At 71.9% G+C, this 15,243-nt stretch carries 14 protein-coding genes; 10 read left to right on the forward strand and 4 right to left on the reverse strand.

The features are described from left to right. The gene (locus ACSBPG_RS03405) at positions 1-993 is read right to left on the reverse strand and encodes an MBL fold metallo-hydrolase (RefSeq protein WP_435535699.1); all 993 of its coding nucleotides are present in this window, start codon (positions 991-993) and stop codon (positions 1-3) included. Positions 994-1,172: 179 nt separating this feature from the next. On the opposite strand from ACSBPG_RS03405, the gene ACSBPG_RS03410 reads away from it, so the two are divergent. Then, entirely contained in the window at positions 1,173-1,892 is a 720-nt protein-coding gene (locus tag ACSBPG_RS03410; protein ID WP_435535700.1) for an aspartate/glutamate racemase family protein, read from the forward strand. A gap of 67 nt (positions 1,893-1,959) precedes the next feature. On the opposite strand, the gene ACSBPG_RS03415 is transcribed toward ACSBPG_RS03410, so the two are convergent. Continuing rightward, entirely contained in the window at positions 1,960-2,868 is a 909-nt protein-coding gene (locus ACSBPG_RS03415; RefSeq protein ID WP_435535701.1) for a LysR substrate-binding domain-containing protein, read from the reverse strand. 110 nt (positions 2,869-2,978) lie between these two features. Here ACSBPG_RS03415 and ACSBPG_RS03420 point away from each other — a divergent pair, with 110 nt between their 5' ends. From ACSBPG_RS03420 to ACSBPG_RS03435, 4 genes are all read left to right on the forward strand, one after another. Next, positions 2,979-3,125, forward strand: coding sequence for a hypothetical protein (locus ACSBPG_RS03420; RefSeq protein WP_435535702.1), 147 nt, complete (start codon positions 2,979-2,981; stop codon positions 3,123-3,125). A 35-nt stretch (positions 3,126-3,160) separates the two neighbouring features. Then, on the forward strand, positions 3,161-3,835 hold the full coding sequence (locus ACSBPG_RS03425) for a peroxiredoxin-like family protein (protein ID WP_435535703.1): 675 nt from the start codon (positions 3,161-3,163) through the stop codon (positions 3,833-3,835). Between the two features lie 52 nt (positions 3,836-3,887). Next, positions 3,888-4,601: an SDR family oxidoreductase gene (locus tag ACSBPG_RS03430; protein ID WP_435535704.1), complete on the forward strand. Its 714-nt coding sequence runs from the start codon at positions 3,888-3,890 to the stop codon at positions 4,599-4,601. Positions 4,602-4,780: 179 nt separating this feature from the next. Then, the gene (locus tag ACSBPG_RS03435; protein WP_435535705.1) at positions 4,781-5,545 is read left to right on the forward strand and encodes a DeoR family transcriptional regulator; all 765 of its coding nucleotides are present in this window, start codon (positions 4,781-4,783) and stop codon (positions 5,543-5,545) included. Positions 5,546-5,548: 3 nt separating this feature from the next. On the opposite strand, the gene ACSBPG_RS03440 is transcribed toward ACSBPG_RS03435, so the two are convergent. Both ACSBPG_RS03440 and ACSBPG_RS03445 read right to left on the reverse strand, forming a co-directional pair. Further along, positions 5,549-8,407: an EAL domain-containing protein gene (locus ACSBPG_RS03440; RefSeq protein WP_435535706.1), complete on the reverse strand. Its 2,859-nt coding sequence runs from the start codon at positions 8,405-8,407 to the stop codon at positions 5,549-5,551. Next, positions 8,404-9,396 carry a cytochrome-c peroxidase gene (locus ACSBPG_RS03445; protein ID WP_435535707.1) on the reverse strand — a complete coding sequence of 331 codons (993 nt, stop codon included), beginning with the start codon at positions 9,394-9,396 and terminating at the stop codon, positions 8,404-8,406. The genes ACSBPG_RS03440 and ACSBPG_RS03445 overlap by 4 nt, the downstream gene beginning before the upstream one ends. Positions 9,397-9,636: 240 nt before the next feature. Here ACSBPG_RS03445 and glpD point away from each other — a divergent pair, with 240 nt between their 5' ends. From glpD to ACSBPG_RS03470, 5 genes are all read left to right on the forward strand, one after another. After that, a complete protein-coding gene (gene glpD, locus ACSBPG_RS03450; RefSeq protein WP_435535708.1) occupies positions 9,637-11,220 on the forward strand; it encodes a glycerol-3-phosphate dehydrogenase in 1,584 nt (527 codons plus the stop codon). After that, positions 11,217-12,320: an ABC transporter ATP-binding protein gene (locus tag ACSBPG_RS03455; RefSeq protein WP_435535709.1), complete on the forward strand. Its 1,104-nt coding sequence runs from the start codon at positions 11,217-11,219 to the stop codon at positions 12,318-12,320. The genes glpD and ACSBPG_RS03455 overlap by 4 nt, the downstream gene beginning before the upstream one ends. Positions 12,321-12,323: 3 nt before the next feature. Further along, positions 12,324-13,406 (forward strand): ABC transporter ATP-binding protein, encoded by a 1,083-nt coding sequence (locus ACSBPG_RS03460; protein ID WP_435535710.1) that lies wholly within the window; start codon positions 12,324-12,326, stop codon positions 13,404-13,406. Between the two features lie 89 nt (positions 13,407-13,495). Continuing rightward, positions 13,496-14,371 carry a carbohydrate ABC transporter permease gene (locus tag ACSBPG_RS03465; RefSeq protein WP_435535711.1) on the forward strand — a complete coding sequence of 292 codons (876 nt, stop codon included), beginning with the start codon at positions 13,496-13,498 and terminating at the stop codon, positions 14,369-14,371. Then, positions 14,368-15,234: a carbohydrate ABC transporter permease gene (locus tag ACSBPG_RS03470; protein WP_435535712.1), complete on the forward strand. Its 867-nt coding sequence runs from the start codon at positions 14,368-14,370 to the stop codon at positions 15,232-15,234. Before ACSBPG_RS03465 ends, ACSBPG_RS03470 begins: the two co-directional genes overlap by 4 nt. Positions 15,235-15,243 lie beyond the last annotated feature (9 nt).

Genomic DNA, 15,243 nt, shown 5'->3' on the forward strand with positions numbered 1-15,243 from the left:
CTACCGGCCGGCGCGGTTGCGGTATTCCAGCGGATGCCAGCGGTACGCGTCGCCGTCGCGGCCGATGTGGCCGACGCCGGGGAAGGGGAGGTGGGGGGCGGCGACGAGCTGGCGCCGGTCGGCGAAGGCGGCGAAGGCCGCCCGGCGCGCCGCCGCCGCTTCGGCCGGGTCGACGTCGTAGACGATGGTCGTCGCCGGGTCGGGGAACTGCACCGCGCCGACGTGGATGACGTCGCCGATGAAGACGATGGAGCGTCCGGCGCTGGTGACGGTGAAGAAGGCGCTGCCCGGCGTGTGGCCGGGGTGCAGCGTCGCCACGATCCCCGGCAGGACCGTGGCGCCGTCGCCGAAGGTCGCCACCTTGCCGGCCTTGGCGTAGACGCCGATGGTCGCCGCCGCCTCGTCGAAGTAACGGCGGTCGTAGCCGGCCTTTTCGGCGTTCGCCGCGTCGAGGAAGAAGGCGAGGTCCGGCGCCCCGACATGGACCGTCGCGTTGGGGAACGCCATCCGTCCGTCGACGACCAGGCCGCCGCTGTGGTCGGTGTGGACGTGGGTGATCAGGATGTCGGTGACGTCTTCCGGCGCCGTCCCGGCGGCGGCCAGGCTGTCCGGCAGCTTGCCGCCGTTGCCCGGGCCGAACAGCGCGCCCGCGCCGGTGTCGACGAGGATGCGCCGCTCGCCGTCCTCGATGAGGAAGGCGTTGATCGAGGCTTCGACCGGGTTGCTCAGGAACGACCGGTCGAGCAGCCGGTCGACCGCCGACGGGGTGGTGTCGAGCAGCAGCCGGTGCAGGTCCTGCGGCACCGTGCCGTCGGACAGCGCCGTGATCACCAGGTCGCCGAGGGGGAAACGGTAGATGTCGGCCGCCTGGGCGTAGGCGGCGGCCACCGCCGGCGGGCTGCCGGCCGCGGTCGGCGGGACGGTGCCCGGGCCGAATCCCAGGCCGATGCCGAGGCCCAGCAGGGCGCCGCGCAGGATGGTTCGACGGTTCATGACGGTTCGCTCTCCGTGCCGGATGGGTGTTGCCCCCCCGTGCTTACGGGGGATCGGCCGGCGGGTGAAATCCGAACGCTCGATGGCACCGATCGGCGGGGCTTATCGCTCCGGCGCCCGGCTGGTGCATAGTGGGGCGTCCGGTCCCCGGCGACCGTTCACTGCAGGAGAGCGCGACCGTGACGCAGAAGGTGATCGGCCTGATCGGCGGCATGAGCTGGGAAAGCTCGGCCGAATATTACCGGATCATCAACGAGCGGGTGCGCGACCGGCTCGGCGGCGTCCACTCCGCCCGCTGTCTGATGTGGTCGTTCGACTTCGCCGAGATCGAATCCCTGCAGCACGCCGGCCGGTGGGACGAGGCGACGGAGCGGGTGATCGACGCGGCGCGGCGCCTGGAGCGCGGCGGCGCCGATCTCGTGCTGATCTGCACCAACACCATGCACCGCATGGCCGAGGCCGTGGCGGCGGCGATCGCCGTGCCCCTGCTGCACATCGCCGATCCCACCGCCGCGCGCATCCGCGCCGCCGGCCTCCGCACGGTCGGCCTGCTCGGCACCGCCTTCACCATGGAGCAGGACTTCTACAAAGGCCGGCTGGCGGACCGCCACGGGCTGGAGGTGCTGGTGCCCGACGCCGCGGACCGCGCGCTCGTCCACCGCGTGATCTACGACGAGCTGGTGCAGGGCCGCGTCGAGCCGGCCTCCCGGCAGGCCTACCGCGCGGTGATCGGCCGGCTGGCGGAGCGCGGCGCCGAGGCCGTGATCCTCGGCTGCACCGAGATCATGCTGCTGGTCGGTCCGGCGGACAGCCCGGTCCCGCTCTACGACACCACCGCCATCCACGCCGAGGCGGCGGTCGATGCCGCGCTGGCCGGCGACGAGGGGCGCGGGCGTTGAAGGCGGGCCGGCCGACGCCAGGCCGGCGTGCGGAACCGTCGGCCGTCGTGCGGGGGACGGCCGGGCGTCAACACGGTCGGTCCGGGGGCGGCGCTTCCCCACCGTCCATGACGCCTTCGACGAAATCCGCAAAGGCCCGCGCCTTGGTGCTCGCCAGCCGGCCGGTGGGGAAAACCGCCCAGAGATCGATGGGCGGCAGCGTCCAGTCCTCCAGCACCCGCCGCACCGCACCGCTGGCCAGCTCCGGACCGAACATCCAGTCGGACGCGACCGCCAGACCCATGTCGGCCAGCACCGCCGCGCGAATTCCTTCCGCCGCGCTGACCCGCAGCCTGCCGCGCACCACGACCGACGCTTCGGTGGCACCCCGTCGAAAGGCCCAGCTGTTGCTGAGCTGGCTGTAGACCACGGCGTCGTGATCGGCAAGGTCGGCGGGCGTCTGCGGCACCCCCGCGCGGGCGAGATAGGCCGGCGTGGCCACCACGGACCGGCCTCCGCTGGCAACCCGCCGCGCGACCGCCGCCGAGTCCGCCAGCGTGCCCATGCGCAGCGCGACGTCGATCCCTTCGGCGACCAGATCGATCACCCGGTCGTCCAGGACCACGTCGATGTCCAGCGCGGGGTGGCGGGCCAGGAACGCGGGTAGGCGCGGCACGATCAGCAGCCGGGCGAAGGTGGTCGCGGCGCAGACGCGCAGCCGCCCCGACAGCCCGGCTCCCGCTCCCCGCGCCGCCAGCTCCGCCTCGTCCGCTTCCCGGATGGCGAGCCGTGCGCGCTCGTAGAAGCGCAGCCCCGCCTCGGTGGGGGTGAGCCCATGGGTCGAACGCAGCAGCAGCCGCACCTGCAACCGCTCCTCCAACTGCGCGATCGTCTTGGAGATCGCCGGCTGGCCCACCCCGAGTTGCCGGGCCGCGCCCGAGAAGGAACCGTTCTCCACCACCCGCACAAAGGCGGTCATCGCCTGCAACCGGTCCATCGCCATTCCATTTGGGAATTAACGTTATCGCTCCGGGCCATCTGCCCTACGCGGCCCGGAATGGAGAAGACTCTCCCATCGGCGGCGACGCCGGCAAGGGGAACCGGAAGATGATCGAAGAACACGCGTTCGCGGCATGGAAGCGCGACATCGACGGGCGTGCCACCGCCAGGACGGACCGCATGCTCGATCGGCTCGACGCACTGCCGGGCCGGCGCCGCTCCGACGTCGCCTGTTCCGCGGTCACGAACGGTTGACCCACCCCCCATCCCTCTCGACAAAGGACATGTCCATGTCGCTTCAGGACAAGCTCGACGCCTTCAAGGCCGATTTCGAAGCGGGCAAGCCGCCCTACAGCGTTCCCCGTTCGGTGATCGAGACGATGCGTCGCGCCACCGCCGAACTGGTCGCCTCGGGCGCCGCCGCCCGTGCGCTCAAGGCCGGAGACAAGGCTCCGGAATTCACGCTCAAGGACCCCGACGGCAACGCCGTGTCCTCCGCCGAGCTGTTGGCGAAGGGGCCGTTGGTGGTCAGCTTCTACCGCGGTGTCTGGTGCCCCTATTGCAACATGGAACTGCAGGCGTTGCAGGCGGCACTGCCCGCCTTCCAGACGTTCGGCGCCGGTCTGGTCGCCATTTCGCCCCAGACGGCCGCCAACAGCCGCAAGTCGGTGCGTCAGAACGCCCTGCAGTTTCCGATCCTGTCGGACCCGAACAACGACGTCGCCGCCGCCTTCGGCCTGCGCTTCGCGCTGCCCGACTATCTGGTCGCGCTCTACAAGGGGCTGAAGAACGATCTGGCTGCGTTCAACGGCGACCCGAGCTGGACCCTGCCCATGCCGGCGCGCTTCGTGATCGGGCAGGACGGGACGATCCTCTACGCCGAGGTCAACCCGGACTACACCCGCCGGCCCGATCCCGAGGACTTGCTCCCGGCGCTGCGCGGTGCCCGCGCCGCCGCCGTCTGACCCCGTTCGACAAGAGCCCCGCGCCATGCCGGAGCGGGGCCGGAGACCGATCATGCAGCGCAGTTTCCTGATCACCGGCGCGAGCAAGGGCATCGGCCTGGCGCTCGCGCACCGGCTGGCCGCGGGCGGCCACGCCGTCGTCGGCGTCGCGCGAAACGCCGCCGGACACTTCCCCGGAACCCTCTACGCACTCGACGTGGCGAGCGCGGCGGCGCCCGCCGCGCTCTCGGACATCGTCGCACGCCATGCCGTCGACGGCGTGGTCAACAACGTCGGACTCGTGCGGCCGCAACCGCTCGGCGCGGTCGAGCTGACGGCGCTGGAGGATGTGATGCGGGTCAATCTCCATCCCGCGCTGACGGCGGCGCAGGCGGCGTTGCCGGGGATGAAATCGCGCGGCTGGGGCCGGATCGTCAACGTGTCGAGCCTCACCGTGCTCGGTGCGGTCGAACGCACCGCCTATGCGGCCGCCAAGGCGGCGCTGGTCAGTTTCGCGCGCGGATGGGCGCTCGAGCTGGCGGGCGACGGCATCACCGTGAACGCCGTGTCGCCGGGCCCGACCGAAACCGAGCTGTTCCGTGCCAACAATCCGCCGGGCAGCGTCGGCGAGGCGCGTTACCTCGCGGGCGTGCCGATGCGCCGCTTCGCCAGGCCGGAGGACATCGCCGCGGCGATCGCCTTTCTGCTGTCCGACGAGGCGGGCTTCATCACCGGCCAGACGATCCACGTCGACGGCGGGGCTTCGATCGGACGAGTCGGGTTCTGAGGGTGGGCGTGGCGTGAACGCCAGTGCGCCGATCCGCGTTCCCGCGGACACGGCGCCCGGCGCCCGGCGCCGCAGCCGGGGCCGCGGCCGGCCGCGCCCGTGGCTGCGGGTTCGTTGTTGACCGTTGATGTTCGCAAAGGGCAGGGTCGTCGACGCTCACGCCTCGCCCGGACCCGCCCATGGACGCCACCTTCCGCCAGCAGCAGATCGTCTCCCTGGTGCGCGAGCGGCGCATCCTGCAGGTGCAATGGCTGGCCGACCATTTCGGGGTGACGCCGCAGACCATCCGCCGCGACATCGACGAGCTGTCGTCGCAGTCGCTGGTGCGGCGCTTCCGCGGCGGCGTCACCGTGCCGTCGAGCGTCGAGAACGTCGCCTACGCCACGCGGCAGATGCTGATGGCCGAGGAGAAGCGGCGCATCGCCGCCCTGGCGGCGGAGCACGTGCCGGACGACGCCTCGCTCTTCATCAACATCGGCACGACGACCGAGGCGGTGGCCCACGCCCTGCTCGACCACCGCGGGCTCCGGGTCATCACCAACAACCTCAACGTCGCCAACATCCTGCACACCAAGACGAGCTTCAGCGTCGACATCGCCGGCGGCCCGGTGCGCCAGCGCGACGGCGGCATCGTCGGCGAGGCGACGATCGCCTTCATCCGCCAGTTCAAGGTCGACATCGGCATCATCGGCATCAGCGGCATCGACGAGGAGGGCGACCTGCTCGACTACGACTACGACGAGGTGCGCGTCGCCCGCGCCATCATCGAGAACGCGCGCCGCGTCTTCCTGGTCACCGACCACACCAAGTTCGGCCGCAGCGCGATGATCCGTCTCGGCCACATCGGCGAGATCGACGATCTCTTCACCGACCGCCCGCCGCCCGCCGACATGGCCGAGGTGGTGGCGGCCAGCGGCTGCCGGGTGCACGTCGCCGCGGCGTGACGGTCACGCCGGCACGCGCTCGCCCCCGGTCCAGCAGGCATGGGGCCGCCAGGAGGGGAGCCAGCCGGGCAGGTCGTTGGCCGGCATCGGCCGGGAAATGCCGTAGCCCTGGGCCAGCTCGCAGCCGAGATCCAGCAGCCGCCGGCCGTGCTCGGCCGACTCCACGCCCTCGGCGAGCACCGTCCGGTTCAGCGCCTTGGCCAGCACGATGACGCTCTCGACGATGGCGAGGTCCTCGGGGTCGTGCGGCAGGTTGCGCACGAAGGACTGGTCGATCTTCAGCGTCTGCACCGGCAGATGGCGCAGGTAGGTGAGCGACGAGTAGCCGGTGCCGAAATCGTCCAGCGCCAGGGAGACGCCGAGTTCGCGGCAGGAGCGCAGGACGGCGCGGGCGCGGGCGATGTCCTCCAGCGCGGCCGTTTCCAGCACCTCCAGCTGCAGGCGGTCGGGCGGCAGGTCGGGGTGCGCCGCCAGCAGCGCGCCGAGCCGCTCGGCGAAGTCCTGGCACAGCAGGTGGCGGGCGGTGATGTTGACGCTGATGGGCAGGCCGATCCCCGCCCCCTGCCACGTCGTCATCTGGGCCAGCGCCGCGGCGACCACCCACTCGCCCATCGCCACCTCCAGCCCGCTCTCCTCGACCAGCGGCAGGAAGTCGCCGGGCAGCAGCAGGCCGCGCTCCGGGTGGTTCCAGCGGATCAGCGCCTCGGCGCCGATCACCTGGCCGAGCCGCATGTTGACCTTGGGCTGGTAGAACAGGGTGAACTGGCCGGCGTCGATGGCGTGGCGCAGTGCGGCCACCGTCTCGCGGTAGGCCTGCACCCGGTTGTCCCGGTCGGCGTCGTAGAACTGGTAGCGGTTGCGGCCGGCCTGCTTGGCCTGGACCATCGCCTGGTCGGCGTGGCGCAGCAGCGTGTCGGGGTCGCCCTCGTCGTCGGGGAACAGGCTGACGCCGATGCTCGCGGTGACCCGGACCTCGGCGTCCCGCCCCGGCAGGGGGGCCGGCTCGGCGACCGCCGCCAGGACGCGGGCCAGGGCGGCGCCGCACTCCTCGGCGCCGTCGCGGTCCGGGAGCAGGACGACGAACTCGTCGCCGCCGAGCCGCGCCAGGGTGTCGCCGCTGCGCAGGACGGCGGCGATGCGCCGGGCGACCTCGATCAGCAGGGCGTCGCCGGCGACGTGGCCGTGGCCGTCGTTGACCGGCTTGAAGCCGTCGAGATCGAGGTAGCACACCGCCACCGTCTTGCCGGCGCGCCGCGCCCGGGCGATGGCGAGGTCCATCCGGTCGGCCAGCAGGACGCGGTTGGGCAGCCCGGTCAGCGCGTCGTGGTGGGCGAGCCGGCGCAGCGCCTCCTCCTGGTGCTTGACGGTGGAGATGTCGGTGAAGACGGCGACGAAGCGGCCCACCGTGCCGGCGGCGTCGCGCACGGCCGAGATGCTGAGCCACTCCGGATAGACCTCGCCGTTCTTGCGGCGGTTCCACACCTCGCCGGTCCAGTGCCCCGCCGTGGTGATGGTGGTCCACAGGTCGCGGTAGAAGGTGCGGTCGTGGCGGCCCGAGTTGAGCAGGCGCGGGTTGGCGCCGACCACCTCCGCCGGGGCGTAGCCGGTGATGCGGCTGAACGCCGGGTTGACCCGCAGGATCGTCCCGTCGGCGTCGGTGATGATGATCCCCTCGTGCGCGCTTTCGAACACGCTGTCGGCCATGCGGGCGTTGCGCTCGGCGGCGATGCGGTCGGTGATGTCGCGGGCGACGACGATGCCGCAGGTCCGCCCGGCGATGCGGGCGAGGTCGACGGAGGCGAGCGCCGTGAAGTCCCCGCCGTCCTTGCGGAGGAACCGGGTCTCGCCGCCGGCGGGGAGGCCGGCGGTGGGCACGGCCTCGTCGCCGCCGCCACCGTCGCCGCCACCGTCACCGTCGGGGGCGACGGTGCGGAACGGCCGGCCGAGCACCTCGCCGCGGGAGAAGGCGGTGGCGCGCTCGAACGCGCCGTTGACGTCGACGATGGTGCCGTCCGCCCAGTCGACGATGGCGACCGGCTCCGGCGAGGCCTGGAAGATGGTGGAGAACCGCGCCTCGGATTCGCGCACCCGCGCGTGGGCGATGCCGAGGCGCAGGATCGACCAGCCGAGGCCGCCGAACAGCAGCAGCGTGAGGCCGCCGAGCACGGCCGTGATCGTCCGCGACCACCATTGCCGCTCGGCGTAGCCGGCGAGATAGCGGCCGCGCAGCCGCTCCAGCGCGGCGTGGGCGTCGATGGCGAAATAGGCGTCGATGGCCTGCGTCAGCGCCCGCCTCTGCTCGCGCAGGGCGCGCAGGTGCATGGTGACGTGGCCCAGGCCGTCGCCGTCGTCGATGGCGGCCGCGAGCGCGCCGCCGTCGTCGGGCGGTGCCCCCGCCAGCTCGCCGATCAGCGCCTGCTGCAGGCGCCGGGTGACGTCCGGCCGCCCGCGCTCGCCGTAGCGGGCGATCTGGAACGGCAGGTAGTTGACCTCGTTGCGCACGAAGGCCGCCGTCCCCTTGATGCGCTCGGCGGCGTCCAGCTTCGCCGCGACGCGCCGGCGGTAGGCTTCGGTCAGCTCCGGCGGGAAGTCGGCGGGGGCGGCGGCGAGGCGGTCGCCCAGCGTGTGGAGCGCGCCGGCGTGCTGCACCAGCGTGTCGTAGTGCGCCAGGATGCCGGCGACCACCTCCAGGAGATCGCGGTCGAGGCTGGTCTCGACGTGGCCGAGGCGGTCGAGGGTCGCCAGCGCCTCGGCGTGGCGGCGCGCGTCGGCGCCGCGGTCGGCCATGAAGACCAGCAGGCCGGCGGCCACCGTCATCGCCAGGGCGAACGCCAGGCCGGCCGAGAGCGAGAAGCGGTTCATGGCCCGTCCTCCGCCAAGGTGCCCGGCAGGGTGCCGAGGAACTGCACGATCAGCGCGACGTCCTCGTCGGGGATCTCGTGCCCGAGCTGGTAGCGTCCCATCAGGCGGACCGCCTCGGGCAGGGTGGCGACGCTGCCGTCGTGGAAATAGGGCGCGGTGTGAACCGCCAGCCGCAGGCTCGGCACCTTGAAGACGTGGCGGTCGTCGGCCCGGCCGGTCACCGCGTAGCGGCCGAGGTCGGCCGGCCGCTCGGCGCCGCGGTCGGCGAAGAGGTCGCCGAAGAAGCCGAACCGCTGGAACATGTTGCCGCCCACGGCGGCGCCCTGGTGGCAGGAGGCGCAGCCGTACGACTTGAACAGGGCGTACCCCGTGCGCTCGTCCGCCGTCAGGGCCCCGCCGTCGCCCGCGAGCCAGGCGTCGAAGCGCGAGCCGGTGGTGATCAGGGTGCGCTCGTACTCGGCCAGCGCCTCGCGCACCGCGGCCTCGCTCGGCTCGGTGCCGAAGGCGGCGCGGAACGCGTCGCGGTGGGGCGACGCCCGCAGCCGGTCCAGCACGTCCGGCCAGGTGCCGCCCATCTCCAGGGGGTTGGTGATGGGGCCGCCCGCCTGCTCCTCCAGCGTGCGGGCGCGGCCGTCCCAGAACTGGGCGAGGTTCAGCGCCGCGTTGTAGACGGTCGGGGTGTTGACGGCGCCGCGGGCGCCGCCGATGCCGACGGCCGTGGCTTCGGGATCGGCGCCGCCGCGCGCCAGGTCGTGGCAGGACCGGCAGCTCACCGTGCCGTCCGCCGACAGGATGGGATCGGCGAACAGCCGTCGTCCGAGCTCCGCCTTGGCCCGGTCGATGTCCGCCGGGGCCGGCAGCGGCAGGATCGGCTCGTGCGCCGGCCGGTCCGCCGCCGCGGCGGCCGGCGGCGGGGCCGCCAGCAGCGCCGCCGCCAGCAGCGCTGCGGCCCACGCGACGATGCCGGAGGCAGGGCAAGTCCGCTTCATGGGGCCCGTTCGCTTTCGTCGCGCCGCACAAATAACCATACAATTTAAGTTACTATAGCAGACCGCTTATGACCCCTGCAATTGCGGCGCGGGCACGGCAGGCATTCGGCGATGGCGCAAACGACGGCACAGGACCGCCGGGGTGGTTATGATTTTCGTTATAGCGTGGCAAAAACCGCTTTACGAACAATCAGGATCACCATAGCGTTCGAAAACGAAAGCAAACGCGTGTGAACGAAAATGACGGCGATCGCGGACACGGCCCCAACCGGCGCGCCCGGCCAGCAGCCCACCGACCTGCTCGTCATCGGCGGGGGCGTGAACGGAGCGGGCATCGCCCGCGACGCGGTCGGCCGCGGCTTCACGACGCTCCTGTGCGAGCAGAACGACCTGGGCAGCGCCACCTCGTCGGCCAGCACCAAGCTCATCCACGGGGGCTTGCGCTATCTCGAATATTACGAGTTCCGGCTGGTGCGCGAGGCGCTGGTGGAGCGCGAGGTGCTGCTGGCGCTGGCGCCGCACATCGTCTGGCCCATGCGCTTCGTGCTGCCCCACGACAGGTCGATGCGCCCGGCCTGGATGCTGCGTCTCGGCCTGTTCCTCTACGACCACCTCGGCGGGCGCAAGCGGCTGCCCGGCTGCAAGGGTCTCGACCTGCGCAGCCACCCCGCCGGCGCGCCGCTGGCCGAACGCTTCCGCACGGCCTTCGAATACTCCGACTGCTGGGTCGAGGACAGCCGGCTGGTCCTGCTGAACGCCATGGACGCCGGCGAGCGCGGCGCCACCGTGCTGACCCGCACCCGCTGCGTCGAGGCGCGGCGCGACGCCGGGCTGTGGCAGGCGGTGCTGGAGGACGGCGAGACCGGCGTGCGCCGCACGGTGCGGGCGCGCGCCCTGGTCAACGCCGCCGGGCCGTGGGTGGCGGAGGTGCTGAACACCCGGCTCGGCGCCCAGGCGCGGGCGACGGTGCGCCTGGTCAAGGGCAGCCACATCGTCGTGCCGCGGCTGTTCGAGGGCGACCACGCCTACATCTTCCAGAACGACGACCGCCGCATCGTCTTCGCCATTCCGTACGAGCGCGACTTCACCCTGATCGGCACCACCGACGTCGACTACCAGGGCGATCCCGGCGCGGTCGCCATCGACGACGGCGAGATCGCCTATCTCTGCCGCGTCGTCTCCCAGTATTTCCGGCAGTCGGTGACGCCGGACCGGGTGGTGTGGACCTATTCGGGCGTGCGCCCGCTCTACGACGACGCCAGCGGCAGCGCCTCGGCGGTGACGCGGGACTACGTGCTCGACCTCGACGCGGGCGAGGGCAGGGCGCCGCTCCTGTCGATCTTCGGCGGCAAGATCACCACCTACCGCCGCCTCGCCGAGGAGGCGGTGGAGATGCTGCAGAAGGCCATGGGCCGTTCGGCCCCGCGCTGGACCGCCGCGGCGCCCCTGCCCGGCGGCGACCTGCCCGACGCCGATTTCGACCGCTTCCTCGAGCGGCTGTGCGCGCGCTATCCCTGGTTGCCGGCGGGCATGGCGCGGCGTTGGGCGCGGGCCTACGGGACGCGCGTCGACCGGCTGCTCGACGGGGCGGCGTCCCTGGCCGACCTCGGCGTCCGCGTCGCCGGCGACGTGTACGAGGCGGAACTCAACTACGCCGTCGCGGCGGAGTTCGTGCGCGGCGGCGACGATTTCCTGTGGCGGCGCAGCAAGCTCGGCCTCCATCTCGACGCGGCGGGCCGGCAGGCGGTCGCCGCCTGGATCGACGGACACCGCCGGGCCGACGACGCCCCGCTGGTGCAGAGCTCCATGGGAGGGCGGCGATGACCCTCAGGCTGGACGGGATCACCAAGACGGTCGGCGGCGAGACGCACATCGACGGGATGTCGCTCGACCTCGAACCCGGCTCCTTCAACGTGCTGCTGGGCCGCACCCTGGCGGGGAAGACGACCCTGCTGCGCCTGATCGCCGGGCTGGACCGGCCGAGCGCCGGCCGCATCCTCGACGACGGGCGCGACGTCACCGGGCTGGGGGCGGGGCGGCGCGACGTCGCGATGGTCTACCAGCAGTTCATCAACTATCCCTCCTTCACGGTCTTCGAGAACATCGCCTCGCCGCTGCGCCGCCAGGGCCTGCCCCAGGACGAGATCTCCCGGCGGGTGCACCGCATGGCCGGGATGCTGCACATCGAGGGGCTGCTCGACCGCCTGCCGTCGCAGCTCTCCGGCGGCCAGCAGCAGCGCACCGCCATCGCCCGCGCGCTGGTCAAGGACGCCGGCCTGCTGCTGCTCGACGAGCCGCTGGTCAATCTGGACTACAAGCTGCGCGAGGAACTGCGCGAGGAGCTGCGCGAGCTGTTCGCCGAGCGCCGCACCATCGTCGTCTACGCCACCACCGAGCCGGCGGAGGCGCTGGTCCTCGGCGGCAACACGGCGGTGCTGCACGAGGGCCGGCTGCTCCAGTTCGGGCCGACGCTCCAGGTCTACAACCGGCCGGCCGACACGGCGGTGGGCGCCATCTTCAGCGACCCGCCCATGAACTTCGTCGACGGCATCCTGACGGGCGACGGGGTGGCGCTCAGCGACGGCACCCGGCTGCCGCTGGCCGCCCACGACCGCGGCCTGCCCAGCGGCCCCTGCCGGATCGGCGTGCGCGCCAACCACCTGTCGGTGGTCCGCCGCGCCGAGCACCTGGTGCCCATCGAGGCGCGGGTGGAGCTGGCGGAGATCAGCGGCTCGGAGACCTTCGTCCACGTCGTCCACAACGGCGTGCCGCTGGTGGCCCAGGAGGACGGGGTGCACGCCCACGCCATCGCCGACACCATCCCGGTCTACGTCGATCCCACCCGCGTCTTCGTCTTCGCGCCGGACGGCCGCCTGCTCGCCGCCCCGCGCAGCCTGCCCAGCCGCCTCAAGGGAGTGGCCTGAGCCATGGCGACCATCGACCTGCGCAACCTCGCCCATTCCTACCGGCCCGACCCCCGCGGCCCGCAGGACTACGCGCTGCGCCCCTTCTCCATGACCTGGGAGGACGGCGCCGCCTACGCCCTGCTGGGGCCGTCGGGCTGCGGCAAGACGACCCTGCTCAACATCATCTCCGGCCTGCTCACCCCCAGCGAGGGCCAGGTGCTGTTCGACGGCCGCGACGTCACCGATCTCTCGCCGGAGCGGCGCAACATCGCCCAGGTGTTCCAGTTCCCGGTGATCTACGACACCATGACGGTCTACGAGAACCTGGCCTTTCCGCTGCGCAACCGCGGCGTCGCCGGGGTGGACGTCGACCGCCGGGTGCGGCAGGTGGCCGAGCTGCTGGAGCTGACGCCGGACCTCGCCCGGCGCGCCCGCAAGCTGACGCCGGACGCCAAGCAGAAGATCTCGCTGGGGCGCGGCCTGGTGCGCTCCGACGTGGCGGCGATCCTGTTCGACGAGCCGCTCACCGTCATCGACCCGCACATGAAGTGGCGCCTGCGCCGCAAGCTGCGCGAGGTGCACCGGGAGTTCCGGCTGTCGCTCATCTACGTCACCCACGACCAGGTGGAGGCGCTGACCTTCGCCGACCGGGTGGCGGTGATGTACGAGGGGCAGGTGGTGCAGCTCGGCACGCCGCAGGAGCTGTTCGAGGCGCCGCAGCACACCTTCGTCGGCTACTTCATCGGCAGCCCGGGGATGAACCTGCTGCCCTGCGCCCTGGAGGGCGACCACGCCTGGGTCGACGGCGTCGCCATTCCGCTGCGCCCCGGCGCGACCGAGCGGGTGGCGCGCGGCGACGGCGCCTGGGAGCTGGGCATCCGGCCGGAGTTCCTGGAGCTGGCGGCGCCCGGCAAGCCCGGGTCGGTGCCGGTGTCGGTGGCCGGTGTGGAGCATCTGGGCACGCACAAGATCGTCACCGCGCGCCTCGGCACGCGCGCGGTCAAGGTGAAGGTCGGCGAGGAGCAGCCGGTGCCGACCGACGCGGCGCTGCGCTTCCCGCCGGACTGGACGCGGCTCTACCGCGACGGCCGCCTGGCGGCGTGAGCGAAGGTGGGGAGGGCGGGGGCGATCGCCCGCCCGACGTGAGGGAACGAGGGCTCGCGAAGGGCTCCGCCATTGGGGAGGGGAAGGGCATGGACAAGCCCTGGAACAACCGCGCCTGGTTCCTGGTGCTGCCGGTGTTCGCGCTGGTGGCCTTCAGCGCCGTCATCCCGCTGATGACGGTGGTCAACTACTCCGTCCAGGACATCTTCGGCCCCGGCCAGGCCTACTGGGTCGGCACGGAATGGTTCGAGAAGGTGCTGAACGACGAGCGCCTCCACGACGCGCTGCTGCGCCAGATCCTCTTCTCGCTGGCGGTTCTGGCGATCGAGATCCCGCTGGGCATCCTGGTCGCCCTGTCCATGCCGACGGGCAAGGGCTGGCGCACCTCGCTGGCGCTGGTGCTGCTGGCGCTGCCGCTGCTGATCCCGTGGAACGTCGTCGGCACGATCTGGCAGATCTTCGGGCGCGGCGACATCGGCCTCGGCGGTGCGGCGATCCAGGCGCTGGGCGTCGACTACAACTACACCGGCGACCCGCTGGACGCCTGGCTCACCGTGCTGGTGATGGACGTCTGGCACTGGACCTCGCTGGTGGCGCTGCTGTGCTACGCCGGGCTGCAGGCGATCCCGCCGGCCTTCTACCAGGCGGCGCGCATCGACGGCGCGTCGCGCTGGTCGGTGTTCCGCCACATCGAGCTGCCGAAGATGCGCGGCGTGCTGATCATCGCCGTGCTGCTGCGCTTCATGGACAGCTTCATGATCTACACCGAGCCGTTCGTCGTCACCGGCGGCGGCCCCGGCAACGCCACCACCTTCCTCAGCCAGTACCTGACGCGGATGGCGGTGGGGCAGTTCGACCTCGGCGTCGCGGCCGCCTTCTCGCTGGTCTATTTCCTGATCGTGCTGCTGTTCTCCTACGTCTTCTACACCGTCCTCACCACCGTCGGCACGGGGGACAAGCCATGACCGTCCAGTCCCACGCCGCGGCCGCCGTCGCCGCCCCCCGCCGCCCGGCGGCCGCCAAGGTCGGCGTGTCGCGCGGCACCCTGGTCCTCGTCGCCTACGTCGTCTTCCTGCTGCTGCCCATCTACTGGATGGTCAACATGTCGCTGAAGACCAACGAGGAGATCCTCTCCGGCCTGACCCTGTACCCGCGCGACCCGACCCTGCAGAACTACGTCACCATCTTCACCGACCCGAGCTGGTACTCCGGCTACATCAACTCGATCCAGTACGTGGTGCTGAACACGGTGATCTCGCTCACCGTGGCGCTGCCGGCGGCCTACGCCTTCTCGCGCTACCGTTTCCTCGGCGACAAGCACCTGTTCTTCTGGCTGCTGACCAACAAGATGGCGCCGCCGGCGGTGTTCCTGCTGCCGTTCTTCCAGCTCTACTCGACCATCGGCCTGTTCGACACGCCGGTCGCCGTCGCGCTCGCCCATTGCCTGTTCAACGTGCCGCTGGCGGTGTGGATCCTGGAGGGCTTCATGTCCGGCGTGCCGCGCGAGCTGGACGAGATGGCCTACATGGACGGCTACCGCTTCCCGCGCTTCTTCGCCACGATCTTCGTGCCGCAGATCCGCGCCGGCATCGGCGTCACCGCCTTCTTCTGCTTCATGTTCAGCTGGGTTGAGCTGCTGCTGGCGCGCACCCTGACGGCGGTGGAGGCCAAGCCGATCGCCGCCACCATGACCCGCACGGTGAGCGCCGCCGGCATGGACTGGGGCCTGCTGGCGGCGGCCGGCGTGCTGACCATCGTGCCGGGGGCGCTGGTGATCTGGTTCGTGCGCAACTACATCGCCAAGGGCTTCGCCCTCGGCCGCGTGTGAGGAGAGAGG

The sequence above is a fragment of the Azospirillum sp. ST 5-10 genome, from assembly GCF_051225715.1.
GTDB lineage: Bacteria > Pseudomonadota > Alphaproteobacteria > Azospirillales > Azospirillaceae > Azospirillum.

What these genes read in the sequence shown, in the direction of transcription:
- ACSBPG_RS03405 (WP_435535699.1), bottom strand. Translation starts at nt 993, where the DNA reads ATGAACCGTCGAACCATCCTGCGCGGCGCCCTGCTGGGCCTCGGCATC.
- ACSBPG_RS03415 (WP_435535701.1), bottom strand. Translation starts at nt 2,868, where the DNA reads ATGGACCGGTTGCAGGCGATGACCGCCTTTGTGCGGGTGGTGGAGAAC.
- ACSBPG_RS03420 (WP_435535702.1), top strand. Translation starts at nt 2,979, where the DNA reads ATGATCGAAGAACACGCGTTCGCGGCATGGAAGCGCGACATCGACGGG.
- ACSBPG_RS03425 (WP_435535703.1), top strand. Translation starts at nt 3,161, where the DNA reads ATGTCGCTTCAGGACAAGCTCGACGCCTTCAAGGCCGATTTCGAAGCG.
- ACSBPG_RS03430 (WP_435535704.1), top strand. Translation starts at nt 3,888, where the DNA reads ATGCAGCGCAGTTTCCTGATCACCGGCGCGAGCAAGGGCATCGGCCTG.
- ACSBPG_RS03435 (WP_435535705.1), top strand. Translation starts at nt 4,781, where the DNA reads ATGGACGCCACCTTCCGCCAGCAGCAGATCGTCTCCCTGGTGCGCGAG.
- ACSBPG_RS03440 (WP_435535706.1), bottom strand. Translation starts at nt 8,407, where the DNA reads ATGAACCGCTTCTCGCTCTCGGCCGGCCTGGCGTTCGCCCTGGCGATG.
- ACSBPG_RS03445 (WP_435535707.1), bottom strand. Translation starts at nt 9,396, where the DNA reads ATGAAGCGGACTTGCCCTGCCTCCGGCATCGTCGCGTGGGCCGCAGCG.
- glpD (WP_435535708.1), top strand. Translation starts at nt 9,637, where the DNA reads ATGACGGCGATCGCGGACACGGCCCCAACCGGCGCGCCCGGCCAGCAG.
- ACSBPG_RS03455 (WP_435535709.1), top strand. Translation starts at nt 11,217, where the DNA reads ATGACCCTCAGGCTGGACGGGATCACCAAGACGGTCGGCGGCGAGACG.
- ACSBPG_RS03460 (WP_435535710.1), top strand. Translation starts at nt 12,324, where the DNA reads ATGGCGACCATCGACCTGCGCAACCTCGCCCATTCCTACCGGCCCGAC.
- ACSBPG_RS03465 (WP_435535711.1), top strand. Translation starts at nt 13,496, where the DNA reads ATGGACAAGCCCTGGAACAACCGCGCCTGGTTCCTGGTGCTGCCGGTG.
- ACSBPG_RS03470 (WP_435535712.1), top strand. Translation starts at nt 14,368, where the DNA reads ATGACCGTCCAGTCCCACGCCGCGGCCGCCGTCGCCGCCCCCCGCCGC.